Below are 25,567 nucleotides of genomic sequence, written 5' to 3' on the forward strand. Positions count from 1 at the left end.
CCGCGTGAAGGCGGGCCGGTTGCCCTGCGCTTGTGGCACACTGCGCGGCCGAGGAGAGCCCCATGCCACGCCCGCAATGCCCACGCTGCACCCGTCCAGTCGAACGCTGTTTGTGCGCGCTAATCCCCCATCTATCGAGCCGTACTCGGGTGCTGATCCTGCAGCACCCGAGTGAGGTGCGTCATGCGCTGAATACTGCACGGCTGGCCGCGCTGGGCCTGAGTAATGCCGAGTTGCTGGTGGGCGAAGTGTTTGACAGGTTGCCCGCGTTGTTGCAGCAGCCGGGGTACCGTGCCTGCTTGTTGTTCCCCGGCGAGCAGGCCCACGCGCTAGTGCCGTTTGCCGAGCAGAGCGGCGAACTCCCCCTGTTGCTGGTGGTGCCCGACGGCACTTGGCGCAAGGCGCGCAAACTGCTGCACCTGAACCCGCTTTTAGCTGCGTTGCCACGGGTGATGCTGGTGCCGGGGCTACAGTCGCGCTATCGCCTGCGCAAGGCGCCGATGCCGGGAGCGCTGTCGACCATTGAAGCGATTGTTGAGGCCCTCAACAGTGTTGAAGCCCCTAACCGTTTCGATGCCTTGCTTGCACCATTCGAAGCGTTGATTGATGGACAGATCGAGGCGATGGGCGAGCACACCTACCAGCGCAATCATGTTGATGCTGGGCTGTCGTCGTAGTCTGCTAGCGGCTGCCTCAGCGTTCGCGCATGGCTTCCGAACGGGCCTTGAGCACCGGTTTGAGCAGGTAGTCGAGCACGCTCTTTTCACCGGTGATGATGTCCACGGTGGCGACCATGCCGGGGATGATCAGCAGTGGATGTTCCTCACTGCCCAAATGGCTTTTGTCGGTACGTACCTGGATCAGGTAGAAGCTGTTGCCTTCTTCGTCAGTGATGGTGTCGGCACTGATCAGCTCAAGGTTGGCCTTGAGTCCGCCGTAGATGGTGTAGTCGTAGGCGGTGAATTTGACCATGGCCTTCTGCCCAGGGTGCAGGAAGGCGACATCCTGCGGCCGCACCTTGGCCTCGATCAGCAGGCTGTCATCCAGCGGAACGATTTCCAGCATGTCACTGCCAGGCTGAACCACGCCGCCAATGGTGTTGACCTTGAGTTGCTTGATGATGCCACGCACTGGTGAAACCACTGTCGTGCGACTAACTCGGTCATCAATGGCCACGCTGGTGGCGGTGATCTTCTGCAGTTCCGTGCGCACTTCATTGAGTGTTTTGAAGGCCTCTGAGCGGAAGCTAAGTTCTGATTCTTCAATCTTGCTCTTGATTTCATCCATCGCCGCTTCTGCTCTGGGGATGGCCAGGTTGGTGGCGTCCAATGAACCGCGCACTTCCACCAGGCTGCGGCGCAGGCGCAGGATTTCCACCTGGGAAATGGCGCCGGTAGCCACCAGCGGTTGTGACATGTTCAGCTCCTGCTGCAGCAGACCCATGCTGGAACGGTACTGTTGGGCTTTGGCGCGAAACTCGGCCAGTTCCTGAGTCTTCTGCCGTAGCTGTTCGCCGAGGGTGCGTTGTTCGCTTTGCAGGCGATTTTGTCGGGACTGATAGAGCGCCAGTTCATCTTCGGCCAACTGCGGTGCCTGGCGCAGAATATCCTCCGGCATATTGATCGGCCGGCCTTCGGCCTCGGCTGTCAGGCGTTCGACCCGAGCAACCAGGGCCAAACGGTCGGCTTCGGTTTCACCCCGGTTGGAGAGAAAGCGTGTGTCGTCCAGGCGCAGCAGCACGGCACCTTTCTCCACCACCTGGCCTTCGCGCACGAAAATTTCGCTGACAATGCCGCCTTCCAGGTTCTGGATAACCTGAATCTTGCTGGAGGGAATGGCCTTGCCTTCACCCGTGGTGACTTCTTCCAGTACGGCGAAGTTGGCCCAGACCAGTGCCACCAGCAGGCAACTGCTGACCACCCAGACAGTGATGCGGGTGAACCAGGGCGAGTCTTCGAGAATGGCCCCGTCGACTTCCGGCATGAACTCGGTGTCCTGTTTGCGCTGGCGCATGCTGGCGAAATAATCGCGAATCGAATGGCGTGTGGGCATGATCGTTCCTATACCGCTGCAGGGCCGACTCGACCTTTGCGTAGCGCCTCAATAACCGCTTCTTTTGGACCGTCCGCGACAATGTGGCCGTTATCCAGCACCACCAGCCGATCAACCAGGCTGAGCATGGAGGCGCGGTGAGTGATCAGCAGCATGGTTTTGCCCTGGGCCCATGTTTGCAGGCGGTTGCGCAGGATTTCCTCGCTGGTGTTGTCCATGGCGCTGGTGGGTTCATCCAGTAGCAGGATGGGCGGGTCCAGAAGCAGCGCGCGGGCCAGCAGTACGGCTTGCCGTTGCCCCCCCGAGAGCAGCTGGCCGCGCTCGCCTACCGGGCGGTCAAAGCCTTGCGGGTGTTGCCGTGCCAGGTCGACCACTCCGGTCAGTTCAGCCACTTCGAGCATGCGTGCATCGCTAACGTAACGGGCGCCGAGGGTCAGATTGTCACGCAGGCTGCCCGCGAGCAGCGGCAGGTCGTGGGCGACATAGCCGATCTGATGGCGCAGGTCGGCTACATCGAGCTGACGCAGATCGAGGTTGTCGAGCAGGATCTGCCCTTTGTCGGGGCTGTAGAAGGCCATCACCAAACGAGCCAGGGTGCTTTTGCCCGAGCCGCTGCGGCCGATGATGCCGATGCGCTCGCCAGCTGCCATGCGCAGGCTGACGCCGGCCAGGGCGGGCGTGCTTTGTCCTGGGTAACTGAAGGTGACATCGCGCACATCCAGTGCGCCATGCAGGTGGGTGCGATCCAGTGGCCGCTGTTTCGACTGGCGTTCCTGTGGCAGGGCCATCAGCGCGTCCGTGCTGGTCATGGTCAGGCGGGCTTGCTGGTAGCGGGTGATCAGCCCGGCGATCTGGCCCAGTGGCGCAAGAATACGGCTACCCAGCATGTAGCAGGCCACCAGTGCGCCGACGCTGAGCTTGCCGGCAATGATGATGTATACCCCGCAGACAATGGTGGCCATGCCGGCAAACTGTTGCAAAAACAGTGTGCCGTTGGTGGCGATAGCTGCCAGCGAGCGGGCGTGGATGTCCAGGCGGGTGAGGGCACCATGGGTTTTCTCCCACTGGTGCTGGCGCTCGCTTTCAGCGCTGCAGGCTTTCAGGGTTTCCAGGCCACCGAGTGTTTCAATCAGCAGGGCCTGACGTTGCGAGGCCAGTTGCAGGCTTTTTTCCACGGTATCGCGCAGGCGTGCCTGGATGATGAACGCGAACAGAGCGGTGATGGGGAACGCTAGCAGGGGTATGACGACCAGCCAGCCGCCGATCAACCAGATCACAGCAATCATCAGGAACGAGAAGGGCAGGTCAATCAGGCTGGTCAGGGTGACTGCGGTAAGGAACTCGCGCAGGCCCTGGAAGTCGTGAATGCTTTGGGCAAAGCCACCGATGGTGGCTGGGCGGGCTGTCATCGACATGCCGGTGATGCGCTCGAACAGGGTGGCTGAGAGCACTACATCGGTTTTCTTGCCGGCGGTGTCGAGCAGATGTGAGCGCAGGATCTTCAGCAGTAATTCAAAGCCCATACCGATCAACAGGCCGATGCTCAGCACCCACAGCGTCGAAGTCGCCTGGTTGGGCACCACGCGGTCGTAGGTCTGCATGACAAACAACGGCACCATCAGGCCGAGCAGGTTGATTAGCAGGCTGGCCAGCACGGCATCAGTGTATAGCCAGCGCGAGAGTTTCAGGGTGTCGCGAAACCATGCCTCGATGCGCGGCACCAGCGGGTTGCGAGCTTCTTCCAGCTCATGGCGCGGGCGGGCGAAAAAAGCCTGGCCGCTGTATTCCGCAGCCAGTTGTTCGCGGTTGACCCATTGCTCGCCACCGTCAGCTTCACACGGCAGGATCTGCGCCTGATTTTTCGGCCCCCATTGGCGCAGAACTGCACTGCGGCCGTTTTTCAGCAGCAGCAACACCGGCAGGTTGAGTGCGGAAATACTGGCCAGCTCGCGCTGCAGCAGGCGCCCCTGTAAACCGGCGCGGGCGGCAGCGCGTGGTAGCAACTCGGTGGTCAGGCGCTGCTCAGGTAATGGCAGGCCTGCACTCAAGCTGCCACGGCTGGCGGAACAGCCGTGGAGTTTGCAGAGAATCAACAAGCCATCCAGCAGCGGATCGTCGTGATTCAGACGCGGGTCGCTGGATGACCCCGGCCGTTCCATGGTGGTCAAGGTCTACTACTCCTTATGCCGGTTTTACTTCATTTCCGGCAGACGCGCCTCGCTCTTCACTTCAGTGAGGGCTACCGCCTCTGCCGGTACTACCACTTGCTGCTGACGCAACAAGTCACCCATCGCTGCGGTTACGCGGTACATCGAGAATTCTTCGAGAAAGCGCACCTCGCTGTAGCGGCGGTTTGCGGTGAACAGTTCGTTTTCACTGTCGAGCAGGTCGAGCAGGGTGCGTTGGCCAAGGCTGAACTGTTGTTGATAGGCCTCACGAACGCGCTGGGTGTAATCGGCATATTCGCGAGCCTTGGGGGTTTGCAGTTGCGCGTTCTCCATGGCGTTCCAGGCCAGAGAGAGGTTCTCGTTGAGTACGCGAAGGGCGTTGTTGCGGATGTCCATCGATTCGTTGATCTGGTGTGCAGTCGATTGCAGGCGTGCCTTGTCGCGCATGCCGTTGAACAGGTTGTAATTCATCACCACGGCGGCGCGCCAACCCTTGGTGTGGCCTTCGTCACCCTGGGTGTCGTTGTCAGCGTTGGTGGCCAGTTCGAGGTCTACGCGTGGGTAGAATGTCGATTTGGCGACTTCATACTGTTTCTCGGCCGCATGCACGTCTGCCTGGGCGGACTTAAGGAAGGGGTTGTTGTCGATTACCGTCTGCCGTGCTTCGCCAAGGGTGGCGGGGAGTGAGCCTTTCAGCGAGGCTGGTGAGTCCAGCTCATCGGGCATGCGGCCAACAGCGCTGAAGAAGTTGGCTTCGGCATCGGCCAGGTTGACCTGCTCGGTATAGAGGTTGTTTTCCGCCAGGGCCAGACGCGCTTCGGACTGATCAAGGTCTGCCGTGCTGCCTACGCCTTGCTGGCTGCGCAGGCTGATCTGGTCATTGATGCGTTGGTGGGCTTGCAGGTTGTTGCGGGCCAGCTCGACCATCTCGCGGCGCATCAGCAGATCCAGGTACACCTCGACCGTGCGCAGGGCCAGGCTTTCCGAGGTACCGAGCAGGCGATAGGCGCGTGAGTTGACCACGGCTTTGGTGCGCTCCACTTCATTGGGCGTGTTGAAGCCATCAAACAGCATCTGCCGCAGGCGCAGCTCGGAGGTGCCGTAGTTCAGTGTTTCAGTATTGTGGTTGCCGATGGCTCGGGTGCTTGGGCTGTCGGTATGTTCACGGCCATAGCCCACCAGCAGGTCGACGGTTGGCAGGTAGCCACCTTTAGCAATCTTGACCTCTTCATCCGATGAAAGGCGACTGTTTACCCCGGCATGAATCTCAGGGTGGTTATCCAGGGTGCTCTGGATAGCCTCCGACAAGGTGATGCCTTGTGCCTGGGTACAGAACGCGGCCAGCACGATACTGCTCCATAAAGGGTTGAGTGCGCGCATCTGGTAACTCTCCTTTTAAGATTTTCTAAATCCGTCGCCAAAAAAATGGCTTATTTGCCTGCTGGATTACTCTCAGTCTGTAACATCACAGCTAAGAACACTTTTCAGCGTAGCTAAGAAAAAATTGTTACAAGCCCTATAAGAAAAAAATCTTATGCAGACTGCGAAAACCAGCACATTGTTTTCAACCAGAAGCCGTGCATTTCGTGCTCTTCAGTGGCGTGCGCGGCTATATGAGACGGTCGGATGCAAATAGGGGCGGGATCTTTCTGGTGCGGTAGGGCGACGTAGGTCAGGGTGACAGTTTTTTGTCGTTATGGTTTTGAGTGTTACGTCGTTTCAATTTAGCCAGCTGTTCTGTTCTCTCCCTCAGGTGTGTCTTGGCCTTTTTTGACATACGTGTCGACGGTGGTCGACAGCTGTAGTGAGGATGGAATCATGGCTACTTTGATTGGTGTCGTCAGCCAAGTTATCGGCGAAGTCTATGCAGTAGCTGGCGACGGAACGCGTCGGCCACTAAGTGAAGGTGATCGGGTTTTCGCGGGCGAGCAGATCGTCACGGGGGCGTCTGGGTCGATTGCAGTGGCCATGAGCAATGGCCAGCAACTCACCCTTGGGCGCGACAGCAGCCTGAATCTCAATGAGCAAATGCTCGCAGGCAGTTCCGAGCAACAAACCCCAACCGCAGAAACGCCTCCGGCAGCGCCCAGTGATGGCGAGCTGACCGATGTTGAAAAACTGCAGGCCGCGATCGAAGCGGGCGTCGACCCAACCCTAGAAGGTGAAGCAACCGCTGCAGGTCCAGGTGCTGGTGGCGGCGGTGGTGGTGCCGGTGGTGCCGGTGGCGGTCACTCGTTCGTGTTGCTGGGTGAAACGGGCGGTGCGCTCGATCCGGTGATTGGTTTCCCAACCGAAGGTTTCAACACCGGGCCGGAGTTTCCCAATCCTGAGCCTGAGGTTGCTGACCCTATAGTCGATGAGCCTGATTTCAGCCCTGTAATAGATATCGAATATAGAGATGCTGAGGGCTCATTGGTCGCTGGTCCTGGGGTTGTGGACGAAGAGGCTTTGATTGACGGTAGTAATCCAGGTAGCACTGCCGAGCAAACCAGCGGCACGATCATTATCAACTCCCCGGATGGTATTTCCTCGCTGCAGGTTCAGGGGTTCAACGGCATTTGGGTCGATGTGACCGCTGGCGGTGTAGTGCAGGGGCAATATGGCACTTTGGCTGTTGATGCTGCTGGTAATTGGATCTACACCCTGACCAGTAACACATTGAATCACGGTAATCCGAATGCCACTGGTGCGGCCGACCAAGTAGGCGAAAGCTTCCCTGTGCGGATGTTTGACCTGGATGGCGATGTATCGCCGACCGTACAGTTGAATGTGTTGGTCAATGACGATGGTCCGACAGCTGCGCTTGAGCTAGTGAGTGAGGCTGCACCGGTTGTACATGACGAAACGGCAGGGGTGCAAGACGACACTGATTCGGCCGGCCCGTTACCTGCAGCATTTGCTGGCGTGATAGGCACCTTGATGGGCTGGTCACAAAGTGCCGGCGCAGTGGTGAGCACTGCTGGTAGCAGCTATGGCGCGGATGATGAAGGTGCGTTCAGTACTGTTATCAGTCTAAGCATCACAGGTGGCGATGGCACTGACTCGGGCCTGGAAACCACAGATGGGCAAAGTATTTTCTTGTTCAAGGAAGGTGGCCTGATTGTCGGCCGTGTAGGTGCATCGGATGGTCCGGCCGCTTTTGCCGTGAGCATTGATGCGGGAACAGGTGTGCTGAACGTTGCGCAATACCTGTCACTGCATCATCCAGATAGCCCAAATGAACACGATGAAGCAGTGAGCTTGCTGTTTGGCGGTGGCGAGCAAGAAGAGCCGATTAACCTGATCAATGCTGTGGTGACGGTAACCGACGGTGATGGTGATGTAGCGGTAAGTGATACGGTTGGAATTGGTCAGTTGATCCAGTTTGATGACGATGGCCCCACTCAGAGTGTGACAGCGCTGAGTTCCGAAGGCGTTCGTCTGCAACTGCTGATGCAAGTAGATGAAACGCAGGGTACTGACCGTGAGCTGCCTCCGGAAAGTGCGGATGGTAATACCGATGACGGTGTTGGCTACCTCGGTCGTGTGACCACCAGCGTTCCTAACGGCGGGCTGGTCAGCCTGTTCAATGCAGCGGGTGACTACGGCAGTGATGGTGCTGGCAGCGTCAATGGCGCGTTCAGCTTTGTGGGTATTCCGCTGGGCGGCTCACTGGCGACCAACCTGTCGGCGACGGTTGGTGGCGCGATCGTGCTGAAGATGGAAGGCAACAATGTGGTGGGTGTGGATGGCGGCGGTGCCGGTGATGTGGTGTTCCGCATCGAGATTGTGGGTGCGCCAGGTAATCCGCAGCTGCAGACCACCTTGTACGAAGCGATTCATCACACGGGCACGAATGCGACGTTCGATGAACAGCTGAACTTGCTGCTGAGCGAGAACGGCAGTTTGAGCCTGCAATACGAGGTCACCCGTATCGATGGTGACGGCGACACGATCAAAGATGCTGCGCAGATCACCCTGGCCAATGCCAATGGTTCGGTGTTTGGCTTCGATGACGATGGCCCCACTCAGAGTGTGACAGCGCTGAGTTCCGAAGGCGTTCGTCTGCAACTGCTGATGCAAGTAGATGAAACGCAGGGTACTGACCGTGAGCTGCCTCCGGAAAGTGCGGATGGTAATACCGATGACGGTGTTGGCTACCTCGGTCGTGTGACCACCAGCGTTCCTAACGGCGGGCTGGTCAGCCTGTTCAATGCAGCGGGTGACTACGGCAGTGATGGTGCTGGCAGCGTCAATGGCGCGTTCAGCTTTGTGGGTATTCCGCTGGGCGGCTCACTGGCGACCAACCTGTCGGCGACGGTTGGTGGCGCGATCGTGCTGAAGATGGAAGGCAACAATGTGGTGGGTGTGGATGGCGGCGGTGCCGGTGATGTGGTGTTCCGCATCGAGATTGTGGGTGCGCCAGGTAATCCGCAGCTGCAGACCACCTTGTACGAAGCGATTCATCACACGGGCACGAATGCGACGTTCGATGAACAGCTGAACTTGCTGCTGAGCGAGAACGGCAGTTTGAGCCTGCAATACGAGGTCACCCGTATCGATGGTGACGGCGACACGATCAAAGATGCTGCGCAGATCACCCTGGCCAATGCCAATGGTTCGGTGTTTGGCTTCGATGACGATGGCCCCACTCAGAGTGTGACAGCGCTGAGTTCCGAAGGCGTTCGTCTGCAACTGCTGATGCAAGTAGATGAAACGCAGGGTACTGACCGTGAGCTGCCTCCGGAAAGTGCGGATGGTAATACCGATGACGGTGTTGGCTACCTCGGTCGTGTGACCACCAGCGTTCCTAACGGCGGGCTGGTCAGCCTGTTCAATGCAGCGGGTGACTACGGCAGTGATGGTGCTGGCAGCGTCAATGGCGCGTTCAGCTTTGTGGGTATTCCGCTGGGCGGCTCACTGGCGACCAACCTGTCGGCGACGGTTGGTGGCGCGATCGTGCTGAAGATGGAAGGCAACAATGTGGTGGGTGTGGATGGCGGCGGTGCCGGTGATGTGGTGTTCCGCATCGAGATTGTGGGTGCGCCAGGTAATCCGCAGCTGCAGACCACCTTGTACGAAGCGATTCATCACACGGGCACGAATGCGACGTTCGATGAACAGCTGAACTTGCTGCTGAGCGAGAACGGCAGTTTGAGCCTGCAATACGAGGTCACCCGTATCGATGGTGACGGCGACACGATCAAAGATGCTGCGCAGATCACCCTGGCCAATGCCAATGGTTCGGTGTTTGGCTTCGATGACGATGGCCCCACTCAGAGTGTGACAGCGCTGAGTTCCGAAGGCGTTCGTCTGCAACTGCTGATGCAAGTAGATGAAACGCAGGGTACTGACCGTGAGCTGCCTCCGGAAAGTGCGGATGGTAATACCGATGACGGTGTTGGCTACCTCGGTCGTGTGACCACCAGCGTTCCTAACGGCGGGCTGGTCAGCCTGTTCAATGCAGCGGGTGACTACGGCAGTGATGGTGCTGGCAGCGTCAATGGCGCGTTCAGCTTTGTGGGTATTCCGCTGGGCGGCTCACTGGCGACCAACCTGTCGGCGACGGTTGGTGGCGCGATCGTGCTGAAGATGGAAGGCAACAATGTGGTGGGTGTGGATGGCGGCGGTGCCGGTGATGTGGTGTTCCGCATCGAGATTGTGGGTGCGCCAGGTAATCCGCAGCTGCAGACCACCTTGTACGAAGCGATTCATCACACGGGCACGAATGCGACGTTCGATGAACAGCTGAACTTGCTGCTGAGCGAGAACGGCAGTTTGAGCCTGCAATACGAGGTCACCCGTATCGATGGTGACGGCGACACGATCAAAGATGCTGCGCAGATCACCCTGGCCAATGCCAATGGTTCGGTGTTTGGCTTCGATGACGATGGCCCCACTCAGAGTGTGACAGCGCTGAGTTCCGAAGGCGTTCGTCTGCAACTGCTGATGCAAGTAGATGAAACGCAGGGTACTGACCGTGAGCTGCCTCCGGAAAGTGCGGATGGTAATACCGATGACGGTGTTGGCTACCTCGGTCGTGTGACCACCAGCGTTCCTAACGGCGGGCTGGTCAGCCTGTTCAATGCAGCGGGTGACTACGGCAGTGATGGTGCTGGCAGCGTCAATGGCGCGTTCAGCTTTGTGGGTATTCCGCTGGGCGGCTCACTGGCGACCAACCTGTCGGCGACGGTTGGTGGCGCGATCGTGCTGAAGATGGAAGGCAACAATGTGGTGGGTGTGGATGGCGGCGGTGCCGGTGATGTGGTGTTCCGCATCGAGATTGTGGGTGCGCCAGGTAATCCGCAGCTGCAGACCACCTTGTACGAAGCGATTCATCACACGGGCACGAATGCGACGTTCGATGAACAGCTGAACTTGCTGCTGAGCGAGAACGGCAGTTTGAGCCTGCAATACGAGGTCACCCGTATCGATGGTGACGGCGACACGATCAAAGATGCTGCGCAGATCACCCTGGCCAATGCCAATGGTTCGGTGTTTGGCTTCGATGACGATGGCCCCACTCAGAGTGTGACAGCGCTGAGTTCCGAAGGCGTTCGTCTGCAACTGCTGATGCAAGTAGATGAAACGCAGGGTACTGACCGTGAGCTGCCTCCGGAAAGTGCGGATGGTAATACCGATGACGGTGTTGGCTACCTCGGTCGTGTGACCACCAGCGTTCCTAACGGCGGGCTGGTCAGCCTGTTCAATGCAGCGGGTGACTACGGCAGTGATGGTGCTGGCAGCGTCAATGGCGCGTTCAGCTTTGTGGGTATTCCGCTGGGCGGCTCACTGGCGACCAACCTGTCGGCGACGGTTGGTGGCGCGATCGTGCTGAAGATGGAAGGCAACAATGTGGTGGGTGTGGATGGCGGCGGTGCCGGTGATGTGGTGTTCCGCATCGAGATTGTGGGTGCGCCAGGTAATCCGCAGCTGCAGACCACCTTGTACGAAGCGATTCATCACACGGGCACGAATGCGACGTTCGATGAACAGCTGAACTTGCTGCTGAGCGAGAACGGCAGTTTGAGCCTGCAATACGAGGTCACCCGTATCGATGGTGACGGCGACACGATCAAAGATGCTGCGCAGATCACCCTGGCCAATGCCAATGGTTCGGTGTTTGGCTTCGATGACGATGGCCCCACTCAGAGTGTGACAGCGCTGAGTTCCGAAGGCGTTCGTCTGCAACTGCTGATGCAAGTAGATGAAACGCAGGGTACTGACCGTGAGCTGCCTCCGGAAAGTGCGGATGGTAATACCGATGACGGTGTTGGCTACCTCGGTCGTGTGACCACCAGCGTTCCTAACGGCGGGCTGGTCAGCCTGTTCAATGCAGCGGGTGACTACGGCAGTGATGGTGCTGGCAGCGTCAATGGCGCGTTCAGCTTTGTGGGTATTCCGCTGGGCGGCTCACTGGCGACCAACCTGTCGGCGACGGTTGGTGGCGCGATCGTGCTGAAGATGGAAGGCAACAATGTGGTGGGTGTGGATGGCGGCGGTGCCGGTGATGTGGTGTTCCGCATCGAGATTGTGGGTGCGCCAGGTAATCCGCAGCTGCAGACCACCTTGTACGAAGCGATTCATCACACGGGCACGAATGCGACGTTCGATGAACAGCTGAACTTGCTGCTGAGCGAGAACGGCAGTTTGAGCCTGCAATACGAGGTCACCCGTATCGATGGTGACGGCGACACGATCAAAGATGCTGCGCAGATCACCCTGGCCAATGCCAATGGTTCGGTGTTTGGCTTCGATGACGATGGCCCCACTCAGAGTGTGACAGCGCTGAGTTCCGAAGGCGTTCGTCTGCAACTGCTGATGCAAGTAGATGAAACGCAGGGTACTGACCGTGAGCTGCCTCCGGAAAGTGCGGATGGTAATACCGATGACGGTGTTGGCTACCTCGGTCGTGTGACCACCAGCGTTCCTAACGGCGGGCTGGTCAGCCTGTTCAATGCAGCGGGTGACTACGGCAGTGATGGTGCTGGCAGCGTCAATGGCGCGTTCAGCTTTGTGGGTATTCCGCTGGGCGGCTCACTGGCGACCAACCTGTCGGCGACGGTTGGTGGCGCGATCGTGCTGAAGATGGAAGGCAACAATGTGGTGGGTGTGGATGGCGGCGGTGCCGGTGATGTGGTGTTCCGCATCGAGATTGTGGGTGCGCCAGGTAATCCGCAGCTGCAGACCACCTTGTACGAAGCGATTCATCACACGGGCACGAATGCGACGTTCGATGAACAGCTGAACTTGCTGCTGAGCGAGAACGGCAGTTTGAGCCTGCAATACGAGGTCACCCGTATCGATGGTGACGGCGACACGATCAAAGATGCTGCGCAGATCACCCTGGCCAATGCCAATGGTTCGGTGTTTGGCTTCGATGACGATGGCCCCACTCAGAGTGTGACAGCGCTGAGTTCCGAAGGCGTTCGTCTGCAACTGCTGATGCAAGTAGATGAAACGCAGGGTACTGACCGTGAGCTGCCTCCGGAAAGTGCGGATGGTAATACCGATGACGGTGTTGGCTACCTCGGTCGTGTGACCACCAGCGTTCCTAACGGCGGGCTGGTCAGCCTGTTCAATGCAGCGGGTGACTACGGCAGTGATGGTGCTGGCAGCGTCAATGGCGCGTTCAGCTTTGTGGGTATTCCGCTGGGCGGCTCACTGGCGACCAACCTGTCGGCGACGGTTGGTGGCGCGATCGTGCTGAAGATGGAAGGCAACAATGTGGTGGGTGTGGATGGCGGCGGTGCCGGTGATGTGGTGTTCCGCATCGAGATTGTGGGTGCGCCAGGTAATCCGCAGCTGCAGACCACCTTGTACGAAGCGATTCATCACACGGGCACGAATGCGACGTTCGATGAACAGCTGAACTTGCTGCTGAGCGAGAACGGCAGTTTGAGCCTGCAATACGAGGTCACCCGTATCGATGGTGACGGCGACACGATCAAAGATGCTGCGCAGATCACCCTGGCCAATGCCAATGGTTCGGTGTTTGGCTTCGATGACGATGGTCCGGACATCACCAACGAGATGGCAACGCTGATCCTCGACGACGAGGGCCAGAGTACGGCAGTCAATCCTGGGCCGGATGCCGCTGGTATTGTTGGTGGCCCTGGCGATGATGCTGGCGTGCTTTACGAACTTCAGGGTGATTTTGACTTCGCCGCTGGGAGCGACGGCCTCAAAACGTTCGAGATCACTGGCCTCAGCGCTAACGGCAGCCCACTGCAGGCGATCAACGTCAATACAACGACCGGCAAGGGCACGGTCGAGGCGGTTAACGTCACTTGGGCGCAAAACGGGGCGGATGCTGGTGGCACCTATACCGGTGTCGGTGCCGTCTCGGGCCATACCATCTTCACTCTGGTGATGACGGCCAGCGGTCACTACACCTTCACTCTGCTTGAGCCGCTGGCGCATCCGGCGACCCATGATGGCGACGCGCAGAATGGTGTCGAGACCGAATGGGAAGACAACCTCTCGCTGGTCTTCGGCGTCAAGATCACCGACCAGGACAATGACAGCGATACAGCGACTCTCACTATCAATGTCGACGATGACACCTTGGACGTAGCACCGGCGGCGCTTGCCGACCTTACCGGCATCAACCAGACCGTGTCGGCCGCTTTGGGTCTAGCCCCCGGGGCCGATGGTTGGCAAGGAGTCACCTTCGACTTGGCGGCACAGCCTCAGGGGCTCAAATCGGGCGGCCAAGTTATCCAGTACGAGGTTCAGGGCAACGTTCTGGTCGGATATACCGACAACATCAACGATCCTGTGTTCAAAGTGACTGTCGATCTGGCGGTCAACAGCTATAGCGTTCAGCTGCTTAAGCCGCTGGACGGTGTTGAAGGCCAACTTGTCCCGATCGGTGGTGCCACGGCATTTGGCGCTGGTCCCACTGGAAGCCAAGTGCTGACCAGTGGCTCAGGCGGTACGGGTCAGCAATTGGCGATCGTCACTGGCTGGAACGCATCCGGCATTGATACCGCCGCTTGGCAGAGCAGCACCAGCCCGCTCACCTTCTCGCAACTTGAGGTCAACGGCTCGACCTCCGGCTGGGGTGTCGGCGGCAATACCTTCAACGGTACCGAGTTCATGCGCTTCGATTTCGGCGACCAAGACTTCACCTCGCAACCTGGTGTCTCCATGCCAGAGGTGAGCTATGTCAATTTCGCTCTGACCAATTTCGGCGGCGGCGAGCACACGGTGAAATACGTCGTCCATTATTCGGACGGCTCGGCCAATGCCTTTGGCGACATCAATTTCAGCGGTGGTGTCACCACTTGGTCGTTCACGGCTCCACTCGGCAAGACCATCGACTATGTTGAGCTCTACGCCAATGGTGAAGGCGGTGGCGGTAAGGTTGACCTCAACGAGGTCAGGGTGCTGACGGATGGTACTGACCTCAACCTCGTATTCAAAGCCAACATCGCCGATGGTGATGGCGACGTCGAACAGGCCAGCCTCTCGGTTACGGTTACGACCCCTAGCGCGCCTAGCTTCGACGGTGTGGCGGTGGTGGTGGATGAGGACGGCCTCAGCGGCGGTGCCAACCCGCACCTCACTGAGGCGCAGGCGGGCGGCGACCTTGTTGGCGGCTCCGGCATCAGCGAGGCTGTCTCTAGCGGCACCGTTGCTGTCAATTGGAATGGAGACCCGGGTGATCTGACGCTCCATATCACTCAAGCCCAGCTTGACAATATCACGTTGCATTCGGGAGGCAGCCCGCTCCTTGCCAATGTGACGGGCAATGGCACGCAAAGCCTGGTGATCAAGGACAACAGCGGCAGCCCGGTGCTCGAGGTCACGATCAACAACGCAGGCCAGTACCAAGTCACGTTGAAGCAGTCGATTGAGCACATCAATGGTCAAAACGAGAACGCGACCGACCCAGTCCTGCCTGTCACAGTCAAGGCCACGAACGATGCTGGTTCGACCGGCAAGCTCTTCAGCATCACCATTGATGACGATATGCCTCTAACGCCTGCCAATGTGAATCACACAATCGTCGAGGCTTCGCTGAGAACCAATTTGCTGATCACCCTCGACATGTCCGGCAGTATGGATACTGCGGTGACTGGGTATGCCTCACGTTTGGCCGCTGCCAAGGACGCGCTGCAACAGTTGATCGCCAAGTACGATAGTTTGGGTGACGTAGCTGTCAGGTTGGTCACCTTCAGCGACAATGCCACGATCCGAGGTGAGGCTTGGATGACGGCCGATGAGGCCCTCAATCTGATTTCGGGTTTCGCCAATGACGCAGGTGATGGGGCTACCAACTACGACGCTGCTATCGCCGCAGCCCAGACGGCGTTCGCAACAACCACCGGGAAGCTGACGACGGGTACGGGTATTCAGAATGTCTCCTACTTTCTGTCTGACGGCCAACCGACGGTTTCCAACCTGTCGGGTAGTACTGGGAGTGGAGGCACGTATGACCCGGCGAATGGCGATGGCATTGATTCGATCGAGGAGGGGCTCTGGAAAGACTTCCTTAACACATACGACATCAAGTCCTATGCCTTGGGTATTGGTTCAGGGCTGAGTGCCGGCGACCAAGTTTTGCTGAATCCGATTGCTTATGATGGCACCGGAACTGGCTCCGGGCAGGAAATGGATGCCAACATGGTCAGCAACATTGCTAATCTGCCAGCAGTGCTTGTTAGCACGGTGACGCAGTCCGTCCAGGGGGATTTGGTTGGGCAGTATGGTGCTGATGGCCCGGCAGCGCTGAAGATCGTCGCCATTGAGTTCGATGATGATGGTAGTCCCGGCACGCCTAACCTGGTGTACACCAGCGCAAGTGCTGTGGGTAACGTATTGACGATCAACGTACCTGGTGCTGGCGGTACCTTGGTGGTCAACTTGGCGACAGGCCATTACGACTATACCGCTCCGGCTATTATCACGGCGGACAAGACTCTGTCCTTCAAGTACGTCATCGAGGATAGCGATGGTGATCGGGCAGCGGGGAACCTGACGATCAATCTGGACGACGTCACACCGGTCAACGATGCACCGACCGCGACCATCACCAATGACAGCTACAACGCCACTGAGGACGTTAGCCTAGTGTTGAAAGGGACTGGCCTGTCTGTTGCGGACTCTGACGCGGGCAGCGGTGTGATCAGCGTGACGCTGAGTGTTGGTCAGGGACGCTTGGTCGGTACGGCAGGCGGCAGTGGCGTTACTGTTGGTGGTACTAACACATCGGCATTGACTCTTAGCGGTACGCTCGCTCAGATCAACGCCTTCCTTGGGGCCGGTGGTACCAGTACCTTGGTCTATAACGCTATCAATGCGCCGGCGGCAACCACCATGCTGGCGCTGCTGATCAACGATAACGGCAATACCGGTGGTGGTTCGCTCACTGCAATTGACACTGCGGTGATCAATATCACCCCTGCGTCTGATCCGACCGATGCCAATGGTGATGATGTTCGCACCAATGTCGGCAATGTGTCAGTCGCGATTCCTGAGTGGGCGCTGACATGGGACGATACCGATGCAGATGGTCGGCTAGATGTTAGTGCGATTGTGGCTGGTTCGATCTCGGGTGGCACTGCAACTCACACAACGGGCACCAGCTTCTATGGCTCGGTGAACTTCAACGATAACAATGGCAACACGGGTGGAGGTAATAGCAACTCATCGTTCAGCTACACAGCAACGGACGGCTCGTCTAGCGACTCTGCGACCGTTAGCATCTTGTTGGATACCTCTGGCGCGCTGGATGGAAACAACAGCAGCAATATCCTGGTTGATGGCATCGCTGCCGCCAACTCCACCCTGAATGGTTCAGATGGCAATGACATCCTGATCGGCAATGATGGCAACGACACCCTCAACGGTGGCGATGACAATGACCTGCTGGTGGGTGGGAGTGGTAACGATGCTCTTAATGGTAATGCCGATAACGATACTGCTGGTTACTTCGATGCTGGCAGTGGTGTAACGGTCAGCCTGGCTCTGGCTGCGCAACAGGATACGATTGGGGCAGGGCTGGATACGCTCAACTCGATCGAAAACCTGATTGGCTCACGCTTTGGCGATACTTTGACTGGCAGCAGCGGCAATAACTCGCTGATCGGCCTGGAAGGTGATGACATCCTGATCGGCAATGGTGGAGCTGATTCGCTGACTGGCAGTGCGGGTGAGGATACCTTCAAGTGGTTGTCGGGTAATTCAGGAGTCACCACCATCACGGACTTCGTCCAGGGCGTTGATTCGCTGGATCTGTCCCAACTGCTGACGGGTGAGGACGATACGGCTTCCAGCCTCAGTCAATACCTCACCTTCACGTTCAGCACCGATACCACCATTACGGTGGATAGCAATGGCGCAGCAGGTGGTGGCTCTGGTCAAAGCATTGTGCTGCAGGGCATCAATCTACAAGCGGCCTACGGCGCCGCGGATGCGGCGGGTGTCATAACTTCGATGCTGGGAGACGACAGTCTCAAAGTTGATACTGTCTAACCCTTGTGGGAACGAAAAGCCCGCTGCCCTTATGGGTAGCGGGCTTTTTTATGCCTGCTTTTTTGTGCCTACGGCGCTGAGTCGAAGTCGAACGGGTTTAGCGCTGTTTTTGCAACTGCTGCAGGTGGCCCACCACATCCGGTGCACCCGCCAGGCGTAGGCCTTCGCCGAGGGCCGTGGCTTCGCTGGAGTGTTTGGGCAGCAGGAGAAATTCTGGAAAGCCGGGGCCGCGTTGCAGGGATAGGCGGGCGTAGGGCAGGCCACTATCTAGCAGCAATGCCATAAAGGGTGGGTCGCTCCAGGCTGCGTTCGGCATGGCTAGCACATGGTAGTGCCGTTGCAGTTCGCTGAGCCCTTGCTCGTTCAGGTGATAGTGACTGAGCTCGGCAGGCAGAGTGATTTCCAGTTCGCGCCGGCGGGCGTAGGCAATGGCGCAGGCAAAGGCTTCATTGTGATGTTCGGCCGCCCAGAAAATTCGCTCACCATGCCAGCTGGCTTGTCGCAGGCTGATGCATTCACCTGCGAGGAAACGCGGTAGCGCCAGGCTGATGGTTTTGACGAAATCCTTGTAGCTGATAATGCGTACGTGGCGGCAGGCCTCGCTCGCGGAGAAATCTTCAAAATTGTTGTAGTGCGCTTGTTCCGCGTTGCCACCGGATAGGCCGCCGATCATGCGCAGGTCAAATGAATCGAGTTGCTGCTCTTGCTTCTCGATGATGCGAATCAGCATGGCATGGGCTTGCGCCTTGTCTTCCTGCACAGGCCCTGACAGGGCGCTACGGGGCAGGTCTAACAAACGGTGCAGTTGTGGGCCATCTTGCCAGCTGATGCTTTCGCGAGGATTGGGTAGCGGGCTGAAGGGCAGGCGCAGTTGACTGGCACGCTCGAGTATTTGGCGTGGGCCACGACCGATAAGACCCAGCCGTTGCGCCAGGGCACCAAGGCGTGAGCTGAGGGTGGAAGGCTGCTCAGACAGACTCATGGCCAGGTACGAACTCCAAAGTCACCATTGCCAGTTTGGCAGAGCCTGCAGGGCACTGCACAGGCTTTATCAGCCGAGCCGACAGGTTTTTTATGGCCTGACATCCCTGGTGGCCACCCTTCGGGTCGTCGCTGTGCGAGGTTAGAAATACCTTCCGGTGATTTTTCATGGTCTGCCATCCAAGGGCGGACACCCCGCGGTGCGGTGCCGGCGACACGAAAAATGGCGCCTGGCCGTTTTTTACCGGGCTTGCGCGCGGTGTATGGCAAAATTGCCGCAGTCATTTGAGAAGGTGCCTCCATGCCCAATCTGGTCTTGGATATTGCGTTGTCGGCCGAGCGTATGCGCGCGGTGTATCAGGGGCGTGCCAACCGGATACTAGTGCATAGTCGTGACGGGCGACGAGTTAGCCTGCCTGCCCATCATTTCCGCCAGTTTCTGACCCATGAAGGGGTTTACGGTTCCTTTGAGCTCGAGTTCAGCGCCAGCGGCGAGTTGCTCAGCCTGCGCCGTTTAGACTGACGCCGCCGTGCGCCTCGCCTATCAGGCTAGCAGGCAGCTATAATCGCGGCCTTTGTAACTTTATCGAGCTAAGCCTGCCCATGTATACCCTGGCCCGCGAGCTGCTGTTCAAACTCTCCCCTGAAACCTCCCATGAACTGTCCATCGATCTGATCGGTGCGGGCGGTCGTCTTGGCTTGAACGGTTTGCTGACCAAGAGCCCAGCCGCTCTGCCGGTCAAGGTGATGGGGTTGGAGTTCCCCAACCCAATCGGCCTGGCAGCGGGTTTGGACAAGAACGGCGATGCCATCGATGGTTTTGCCCAACTGGGCTTTGGCTTTGTTGAAATCGGTACCGTGACGCCGCGCCCGCAGCCGGGTAATCCCAAGCCGCGCCTGTTCCGCTTGCCGGAAGCCGAGGCGATCATCAATCGTATGGGCTTCAACAACCACGGCGTTGACCACTTGCTGGCCCGTGTCCAGGCGGCCAAATACAAGGGTGTGCTGGGCATCAATATCGGCAAGAACTTCGATACTCCGGTCGAAAACGCCGTGGATGATTACCTGCTGTGCCTGGACAAGGTCTATCAGCACGCCAGTTACGTCACTGTTAACGTCAGCTCGCCCAACACCCCTGGGCTGCGCAGCCTGCAGTTTGGTGATTCGCTCAAGCAATTGCTTGAGGCCCTGCGCAAGCGTCAGGAAGACCTGGCCGCACAACATGGCAAGCGTGTGCCGCTGGCGATCAAGATCGCCCCGGACATGAGCGATGAGGAAACCGTGCAGGTTGCCAATGCGCTGGTTGAAGCGGGCATGGACGCGGTGATTGCCACCAACACCACGCTGGGCCGTGAAGGCGTGCATGGCCTGGAGTGCGCTGATGAGGCCGGTGGTCTCTCGGGTGCACCAGTGCGCGAGAAGAGTACGCATATTGTTGAGGTGCTGGCGGGTGAGCTGAAAGGTCGTCTGCCGATCATCGCCGTGGGGGGGATTACCGAGGGTAAGCACGCGGCTGAGAAAATCGCCGCCGGCGCGAGCCTGGTGCAGATCTACTCAGGCTTTATCTACAAAGGTCCGGCGCTGATCCGTGAAGCGGTGGATGCAGTCGCGGCGCTGCCACATAAGGCCTGAAACTAAAAAGGGCTCCCTAAAGGAGCCCCTGGGCTCGCGCCCGCCGCTCGGATGGAGCGCGCATGGTGAGTCGGTAGGTTCCTGAATCAGCCGACAGCGTGGAGTTCGTTGAGTCGATGAATACCGGCGGTGCCGGTCATGCCGTCCCAGTTGTCACCGCGGCCTTCGCGCCAGCCGTTCAACCAGGCTTGGCGGACAGAGGGAAGGGTGAAGGGGCAGAGTTCGCGGGATTTACCATTGATGCCGTATTGATAGCCGCGCAAAAAAGCTCTTTCTAACGGATCACGCTTAAGTCTTCTCATAGGGTGTAGCCCTCAATGTTGACTGTTATGTCCCTTAGACCTTGTAGCAAGGTCAGGCAGAAATGATCTGCCTTGCGGAGTCCGCTGCCGGCGTCGCGAGCCTCCTTGCCAGCACCGTTGCAGTGCTGGCCTAGGTAGATTTCTAACGAATGCGTGGGGGCCTGTGAATGACCGTTTCGTCATAAGGCCGTAACCTTTTTGCTGGTCAGGCCATAAGCCGCCATGACCAACGCCCGGATTTTTCGCTGTAGCGCCTATGCTGTGGGCGTATGCGTCGGGTGTGCTGGTGTTTTGCTATCGCGAATGTATTGCGATTGAGACTGTTGTTTATTCCGACGAAGGGTCGCACAGCGACACTTTGTCACTTATTTTGGCCGTGCTGATTTGTCTGCGCGCCGTTGATTGCCTTAGGCACTGGAAACTCCCATGTCGGATCGTTACGAACTCTTTCTCACCTGCCCCAAGGGCCTTGAAGGCCTGCTGCTCGAAGAAGCCAGCGCGCTTGGGCTTGAAGAGGCGCGTGAGCACACCTCGGCCATTCGTGGCATGGCTGACATGGAAACCGCCTACCGCCTGTGCCTGTGGTCGCGCCTGGCCAACCGCGTGCTGTTGGTGCTCAAGCGCTACAGCGTGCAGGATGCCCAGAGCCTTTACGAGGGTGTGTTGGAAGTCGACTGGTTTGAGCACCTGGAGTCCAGCGGCAGTCTGGCGGTTGAGTTCAGCGGCAATGGCTCGGGCATCGATAACACCCATTTCGGCGCGCTGAAGGTCAAGGATGCCATCGTCGACAAGTTGCGCCTGAAAGACGGCACGCGGCCATCGGTGGACAAACTCAACCCGGATCTGCGCGTGCACCTGCGTCTGGATCGCGGCGAGGCGATTCTGTCTATCGACCTCTCCGGCCATAGCCTGCACCAGCGCGGTTACCGCTTGCAGCAGGGTGCCGCACCACTGAAGGAAAACCTCGCAGCCGCCGTATTGATCCGCGCCGGCTGGCCACGCATCGCTGCCGAGGGCGGTGCATTGGCCGACCCGATGTGCGGTGTAGGAACCTTCCTGGTCGAGGCGGCGATGATCGCCGCCGATATCGCGCCGAATATGACCCGTGAGCAATGGGGCTTCAGCAAATGGCTGGGCCACGTGCCGGCCTTGTGGAAGAAGGTGCACGCCGAGGCCGAAGAGCGCGCCGCAGCCGGCATGGCCAAGCCACCGCTGTGGATTCGCGGCTATGAAGCCGATCCACGGCTGATCCAGCCGGCGCGTAACAACATCGAGCGCGCTGGCATGGGCGACTGGGTCAAGGTCTACCAGGGTGAAGTGGCGACCTTCGAGCCGCGTCCGGACCAGAACCAGAAAGGCCTGGTTATCTGCAACCCACCCTACGGCGAGCGCCTGGGCGATGAAGCCAGCCTGCTGTATCTCTACCAGAACCTCGGCGAGCGTCTGCGTCAGGCTTGCATGGGTTGGGAGGCGGCGGTGTTTACCGGCGCGCCAGACCTGGGCAAACGCATGGGCATCCGCAGCCATAAGCAGTACGCCTTCTGGAACGGCGCGTTGCCGTGCAAGTTGCTGCTGATCAAGGTGCAACCCGAGCAGTTCGTTACCGGTGAGCGGCGCACGCCCGAGCAGCGTGAACGCGAGCGGGAACAGGCTGAGGCCGATAAGGCGCCGCTTGTGCCGCAAGAGCGTCAGTACAACAAGAACGGCAATCCGATCAAACCCGCGCCTGCGCCGGTGGTCGAGCAGGCGCGCCTGAGTGAAGGCGGGCAGATGTTTGCCAACCGCCTGCAGAAGAACCTCAAGCAGCTGGGCAAGTGGGCGCGCAAGGAAGGCGTCGAGTGCTACCGCCTGTATGACGCCGATATGCCGGAATACTCCATGGCGGTGGATTTATACGGCGACTGGGTGCATGTGCAGGAATATGCCGCGCCCAAGTCGATTGACCCGGAGAAGGCCAAGGCACGTATGTTTGACGCTATTGCCGCGATTCCGCAGGCGCTGGGCGTCGACAAGAACAAGGTGGTGATCAAGCGCCGCGAACGCCAGAGCGGCACCAAGCAGTACCAGCGCCAGGCGACCCAGGGGCAGTTCCTCGAAGTCAGCGAGGGCGGGGTAAAGCTGCTGGTCAACCTCACCGATTACCTGGACACCGGGCTGTTCCTCGATCACCGTCCGCTGCGCCTGCGTATTCAGAAAGAGGCCGCCGGTAAACGCTTCCTCAACCTGTTCTGCTATACCGCCACGGCCACTGTGCATGCGGCCAAGGGCGGCGCGCGTAGCACCACCAGTGTCGATCTGTCGAAGACCTATTTGGACTGGGCGCGGCGTAATCTGTCGCTCAATGGCTTCTCTGACAAGAACCGCCTGGAGCAGGGTGATGTGATGGCCTGGCTGGCCGAAGACCGTGGCGAATACGAGCTGATCTTTATCGATCCGCCGACCTTCTCCAACTCCAAGCGCATGGAAGGCATCTTCGACGTGCAGCGCGACCATGTGCAGCTGCTCGACTTGGCCATGGCGCGCCTAGCCAAGGGTGGTGTGCTGTATTTCTCCAACAACTTCCGCAAGTTTGAGCTCGATGAGAGCCTGGCCGCGCGTTATCAGGTTGAAGAAATCAGCGCCTCGACCCTCGATCCGGACTTCGCCCGCAATGCAAAAATTCACCGCGCCTGGCGTTTTAGCCTGCGCGGTTGATCCTGGCGCGCACCTGTTGGCAGGCGCGCTGCACTAGGGTCTGTTGACGTTTCATCGTGAGCCGCGTTGCTGCGAAAAATCTCGCCAGGCTAGGCGGAGGACGCCGGTAATGGTGTTCCCTTGCCCTGTCCTCCAACACCGCATGGCGAGATTTTGCGCGCAACCCGAAGGGACGGGCCGGTTTTTAAGCGATGCGGCGTTACTCGATGGCTCATTTAGCTCACTAAACTTCGCATCTCGTGCCTTGCCTCGCGTAAAAACCGGCTCCGGCGCGGCCACGCATGAAACGTCAACAGACCCTAACCCTTGTTGCGGATCAGCGCACGCAAGGCAAAGCGGTTGGGATGGCAGGCCTGCGCCACATCGGCAGGCACCGGCAGCGGTTCGTCGTTGAGCCAGGCGGCGATCAGTTCGCCGGACAGTGGGGCGGTGATCAGCCCGCGTGAACCGTGCCCACTGTTGATATACAGGCCATTCAGCCAAGGGCAGGGCGTATCCGGCGCCTGGCGGGCATCCTTGCTCAGTACCGCATAGGCCTCGGCAAAGGCGGCTGCGTCGGCCAGCGGGCCGACAATCGGCAGATAGTCCGGACTGGTGCAGCGAAAGGCGGCGCGGCCTTGCAGCTGTTCGGGGTCGAGTGTCGCAGCATTCAGTGCGCCGGCAAGTTCAGGCGAAATTTCTTCCAGTAACTGCAGGTTGCTCGCGTGATCGGCGCTGTTTAGCGTCAGATCGTCACTGTTGAAGTCAAAGCTCGCACCCAGGGTGTGTTCATCCTGGCGCGGCGGGGCGACATAGCCTTCGGCGCACACCACTGTGCTGAGTGCGCGGCTGGCCGCTGTGGCCGGCAGACGGCTGATCTGCCCGCGGATGCGTTTTAGCGGCAAGCCGGCACTCTGGCTAAATCTCTTGATTTCGGCGGCGCTGGCCAGCACCACCACACTGGCGCTGGCCAGCAGCTGCTCGCCATTCCAGGCATGCCAGCTATCACCGTCGCGGCGCAGCTGCAGTGCTTCCTGATGCAGTTGCAGCTGGATATTCGGCTGCTGGCTAAGCAGTGCACACAGCGCCGGCGGATGCACCCAGCCCGCCTCGGGATAGAACAGGCCGCCGGCGGGCAGGCTTATACCTGCTTTGTCTTCGGCGGCTGATTTATCCAGCGCGCAGAGCAAGTCACTGGGAAATGCACCAGCAAGCTGCGCCTGGCGTTGCGCTTCCTTGGCGCCGAAGGCCAGTTGCAGCACGCCGCAGTTATCCCAGTCCGTGCCCTTGGGCAGCTGTTCCAGCAGCCGGCGGCTATGCCCGAAACCGCTGACAATCAGCCGCGATAGCGTGGTGCCGTGGGCCGAAAGCTTGAGGTAGAGCACGCCTTGCGGGTTGCCCGAGGCTTCCTGGGCGATGGCGGCGTGCCGCTCCAGCAGGGTGACCTGCCAGCCGCGTTGAGCCAGGCTGGCAGCTGTGGCACAACCGGCCAGGCCTGCACCGATCACCAGCGCGCTGCGGGCATCCGTAGGTTGAGGCGGGCGGGCAAACCAGGGTTTTTCTCCCGCTGTCGGCTCGCCAATAAAACTGCCCTTGAGCACTTCCCATTTCTTGCCCAAGCCCGGCACGCGCTTCATTTTGAAGCCGGCATCATTCAGCCGGCGGCGCACATAACCGGTGCTGGTAAAGGTGCCCATTGTGGTGCTGGCATGGGACAGCCTGGCCAGCTCGGCAAACAGCTCCGGCGTCCACATATCCGGGTTCTTTGCCGGGGCAAAGCCGTCGAGAAACCAGGCGTCGACGTGCGCATCCAGTTGCCCGAACAGCTCCAGCGCATCACCAATCAACAGGGTCAGAACGACGCGGCCGCCAGCCAATACCAGGCGCTGAAAGCCCGGGTGCAGCGCTACGTACTGCGCCAGCAACTGTTCGGCGTAGGGTGCCAGCTCCGGCCATAAGCCCAGCGCACGCTGCAGGTCGGCCTTGTTCAGCGGGTATTTTTCCACACTGACAAAGTGCAGGCGCGCAGTCGCCGTGGCGTGCTGGTCGAACAGCTGCCAGGCGCAAAGGAAATTCAGCCCGGTGCCGAAGCCGGTTTCTCCGATCACCAGTTGCTGATCGGCCGTCAGCGCGGCAAAGCGCTCCGGCAGCTGGTTGTTGGCGAGAAACACATAGCGGGTTTCCGCCAGGCCGTTCTCGTTGGAGAAATACACATCGGCGAACTGACTGGACAGCGGTTGGCCCTGCTCATCCCAGTCAAGGCTGGCGTGCTGGGTAGGGGCTTCTGGAGTGGGCATG

At 59.2% G+C, this 25,567-nt stretch carries 11 protein-coding genes; 5 read left to right on the forward strand and 6 right to left on the reverse strand.

Going from position 1 to position 25,567, the window contains the following annotated elements; genetic code table 11:
* The first annotated feature begins 62 nt into the window (after positions 1 to 62).
* The gene (locus tag ACSQ17_RS19470; protein ID WP_436070172.1) at positions 63 to 677 is read left to right on the forward strand and encodes a tRNA-uridine aminocarboxypropyltransferase; all 615 of its coding nucleotides are present in this window, start codon (positions 63 to 65) and stop codon (positions 675 to 677) included.
* 16 nt (positions 678 to 693) lie between these two features.
* Here the strand turns inward: ACSQ17_RS19470 and ACSQ17_RS19475 are convergent, their stop codons facing one another.
* The 3 genes from ACSQ17_RS19475 to ACSQ17_RS19485 are packed head-to-tail and all read right to left on the reverse strand — an operon-like array spanning position 694 to position 5,600.
* Entirely contained in the window at positions 694 to 2,052 is a 1,359-nt protein-coding gene (locus ACSQ17_RS19475; RefSeq protein WP_392539715.1) for an HlyD family type I secretion periplasmic adaptor subunit, read from the reverse strand.
* 8 nt (positions 2,053 to 2,060) lie between these two features.
* A complete protein-coding gene (locus tag ACSQ17_RS19480) occupies positions 2,061 to 4,211 on the reverse strand; it encodes a type I secretion system permease/ATPase (protein WP_392540030.1) in 2,151 nt (716 codons plus the stop codon).
* A 33-nt stretch (positions 4,212 to 4,244) separates the two neighbouring features.
* Complete coding sequence (locus ACSQ17_RS19485; protein WP_233685161.1) at positions 4,245 to 5,600, reverse strand: TolC family outer membrane protein; 1,356 nt, start codon at positions 5,598 to 5,600, stop codon at positions 4,245 to 4,247.
* Positions 5,601 to 6,038: 438 nt separating this feature from the next.
* Here ACSQ17_RS19485 and ACSQ17_RS19490 point away from each other — a divergent pair, with 438 nt between their 5' ends.
* Complete coding sequence (locus tag ACSQ17_RS19490; protein WP_436070173.1) at positions 6,039 to 17,681, forward strand: retention module-containing protein; 11,643 nt, start codon at positions 6,039 to 6,041, stop codon at positions 17,679 to 17,681.
* Between the two features lie 97 nt (positions 17,682 to 17,778).
* Here ACSQ17_RS19490 and ACSQ17_RS19495 read toward each other — a convergent pair whose 3' ends face one another.
* Positions 17,779 to 18,663: a DUF6685 family protein gene (locus tag ACSQ17_RS19495; RefSeq protein WP_436070174.1), complete on the reverse strand. Its 885-nt coding sequence runs from the start codon at positions 18,661 to 18,663 to the stop codon at positions 17,779 to 17,781.
* A 300-nt stretch (positions 18,664 to 18,963) separates the two neighbouring features.
* On the opposite strand from ACSQ17_RS19495, the gene ACSQ17_RS19500 reads away from it, so the two are divergent.
* Positions 18,964 to 19,185, forward strand: a complete 222-nt coding sequence (locus ACSQ17_RS19500) for a DUF2835 domain-containing protein (protein WP_436070175.1) — start codon at positions 18,964 to 18,966, stop codon at positions 19,183 to 19,185.
* Positions 19,186 to 19,265: 80 nt separating this feature from the next.
* Complete coding sequence (locus tag ACSQ17_RS19505) at positions 19,266 to 20,294, forward strand: quinone-dependent dihydroorotate dehydrogenase (RefSeq protein ID WP_436070176.1); 1,029 nt, start codon at positions 19,266 to 19,268, stop codon at positions 20,292 to 20,294.
* An 86-nt stretch (positions 20,295 to 20,380) separates the two neighbouring features.
* On the opposite strand, the gene rmf is transcribed toward ACSQ17_RS19505, so the two are convergent.
* Positions 20,381 to 20,596, reverse strand: a complete 216-nt coding sequence (gene rmf, locus ACSQ17_RS19510; RefSeq protein WP_233685155.1) for a ribosome modulation factor — start codon at positions 20,594 to 20,596, stop codon at positions 20,381 to 20,383.
* Between the two features lie 426 nt (positions 20,597 to 21,022).
* Here rmf and rlmKL point away from each other — a divergent pair, with 426 nt between their 5' ends.
* The gene (rlmKL, locus tag ACSQ17_RS19515) at positions 21,023 to 23,290 is read left to right on the forward strand and encodes a bifunctional 23S rRNA (guanine(2069)-N(7))-methyltransferase RlmK/23S rRNA (guanine(2445)-N(2))-methyltransferase RlmL (RefSeq protein WP_436070177.1); all 2,268 of its coding nucleotides are present in this window, start codon (positions 21,023 to 21,025) and stop codon (positions 23,288 to 23,290) included.
* A 299-nt stretch (positions 23,291 to 23,589) separates the two neighbouring features.
* On the opposite strand, the gene mnmC is transcribed toward rlmKL, so the two are convergent.
* Entirely contained in the window at positions 23,590 to 25,566 is a 1,977-nt protein-coding gene (gene mnmC / locus ACSQ17_RS19520) for a bifunctional tRNA (5-methylaminomethyl-2-thiouridine)(34)-methyltransferase MnmD/FAD-dependent 5-carboxymethylaminomethyl-2-thiouridine(34) oxidoreductase MnmC (RefSeq protein ID WP_436070178.1), read from the reverse strand.
* Between the last annotated feature and the right edge of the window lies 1 nt (position 25,567).

The sequence above is a fragment of the Pseudomonas sp. LjRoot71 genome (assembly GCF_964253255.1).
Taxonomy (GTDB): Bacteria; Pseudomonadota; Gammaproteobacteria; order Pseudomonadales; family Pseudomonadaceae; genus Aquipseudomonas.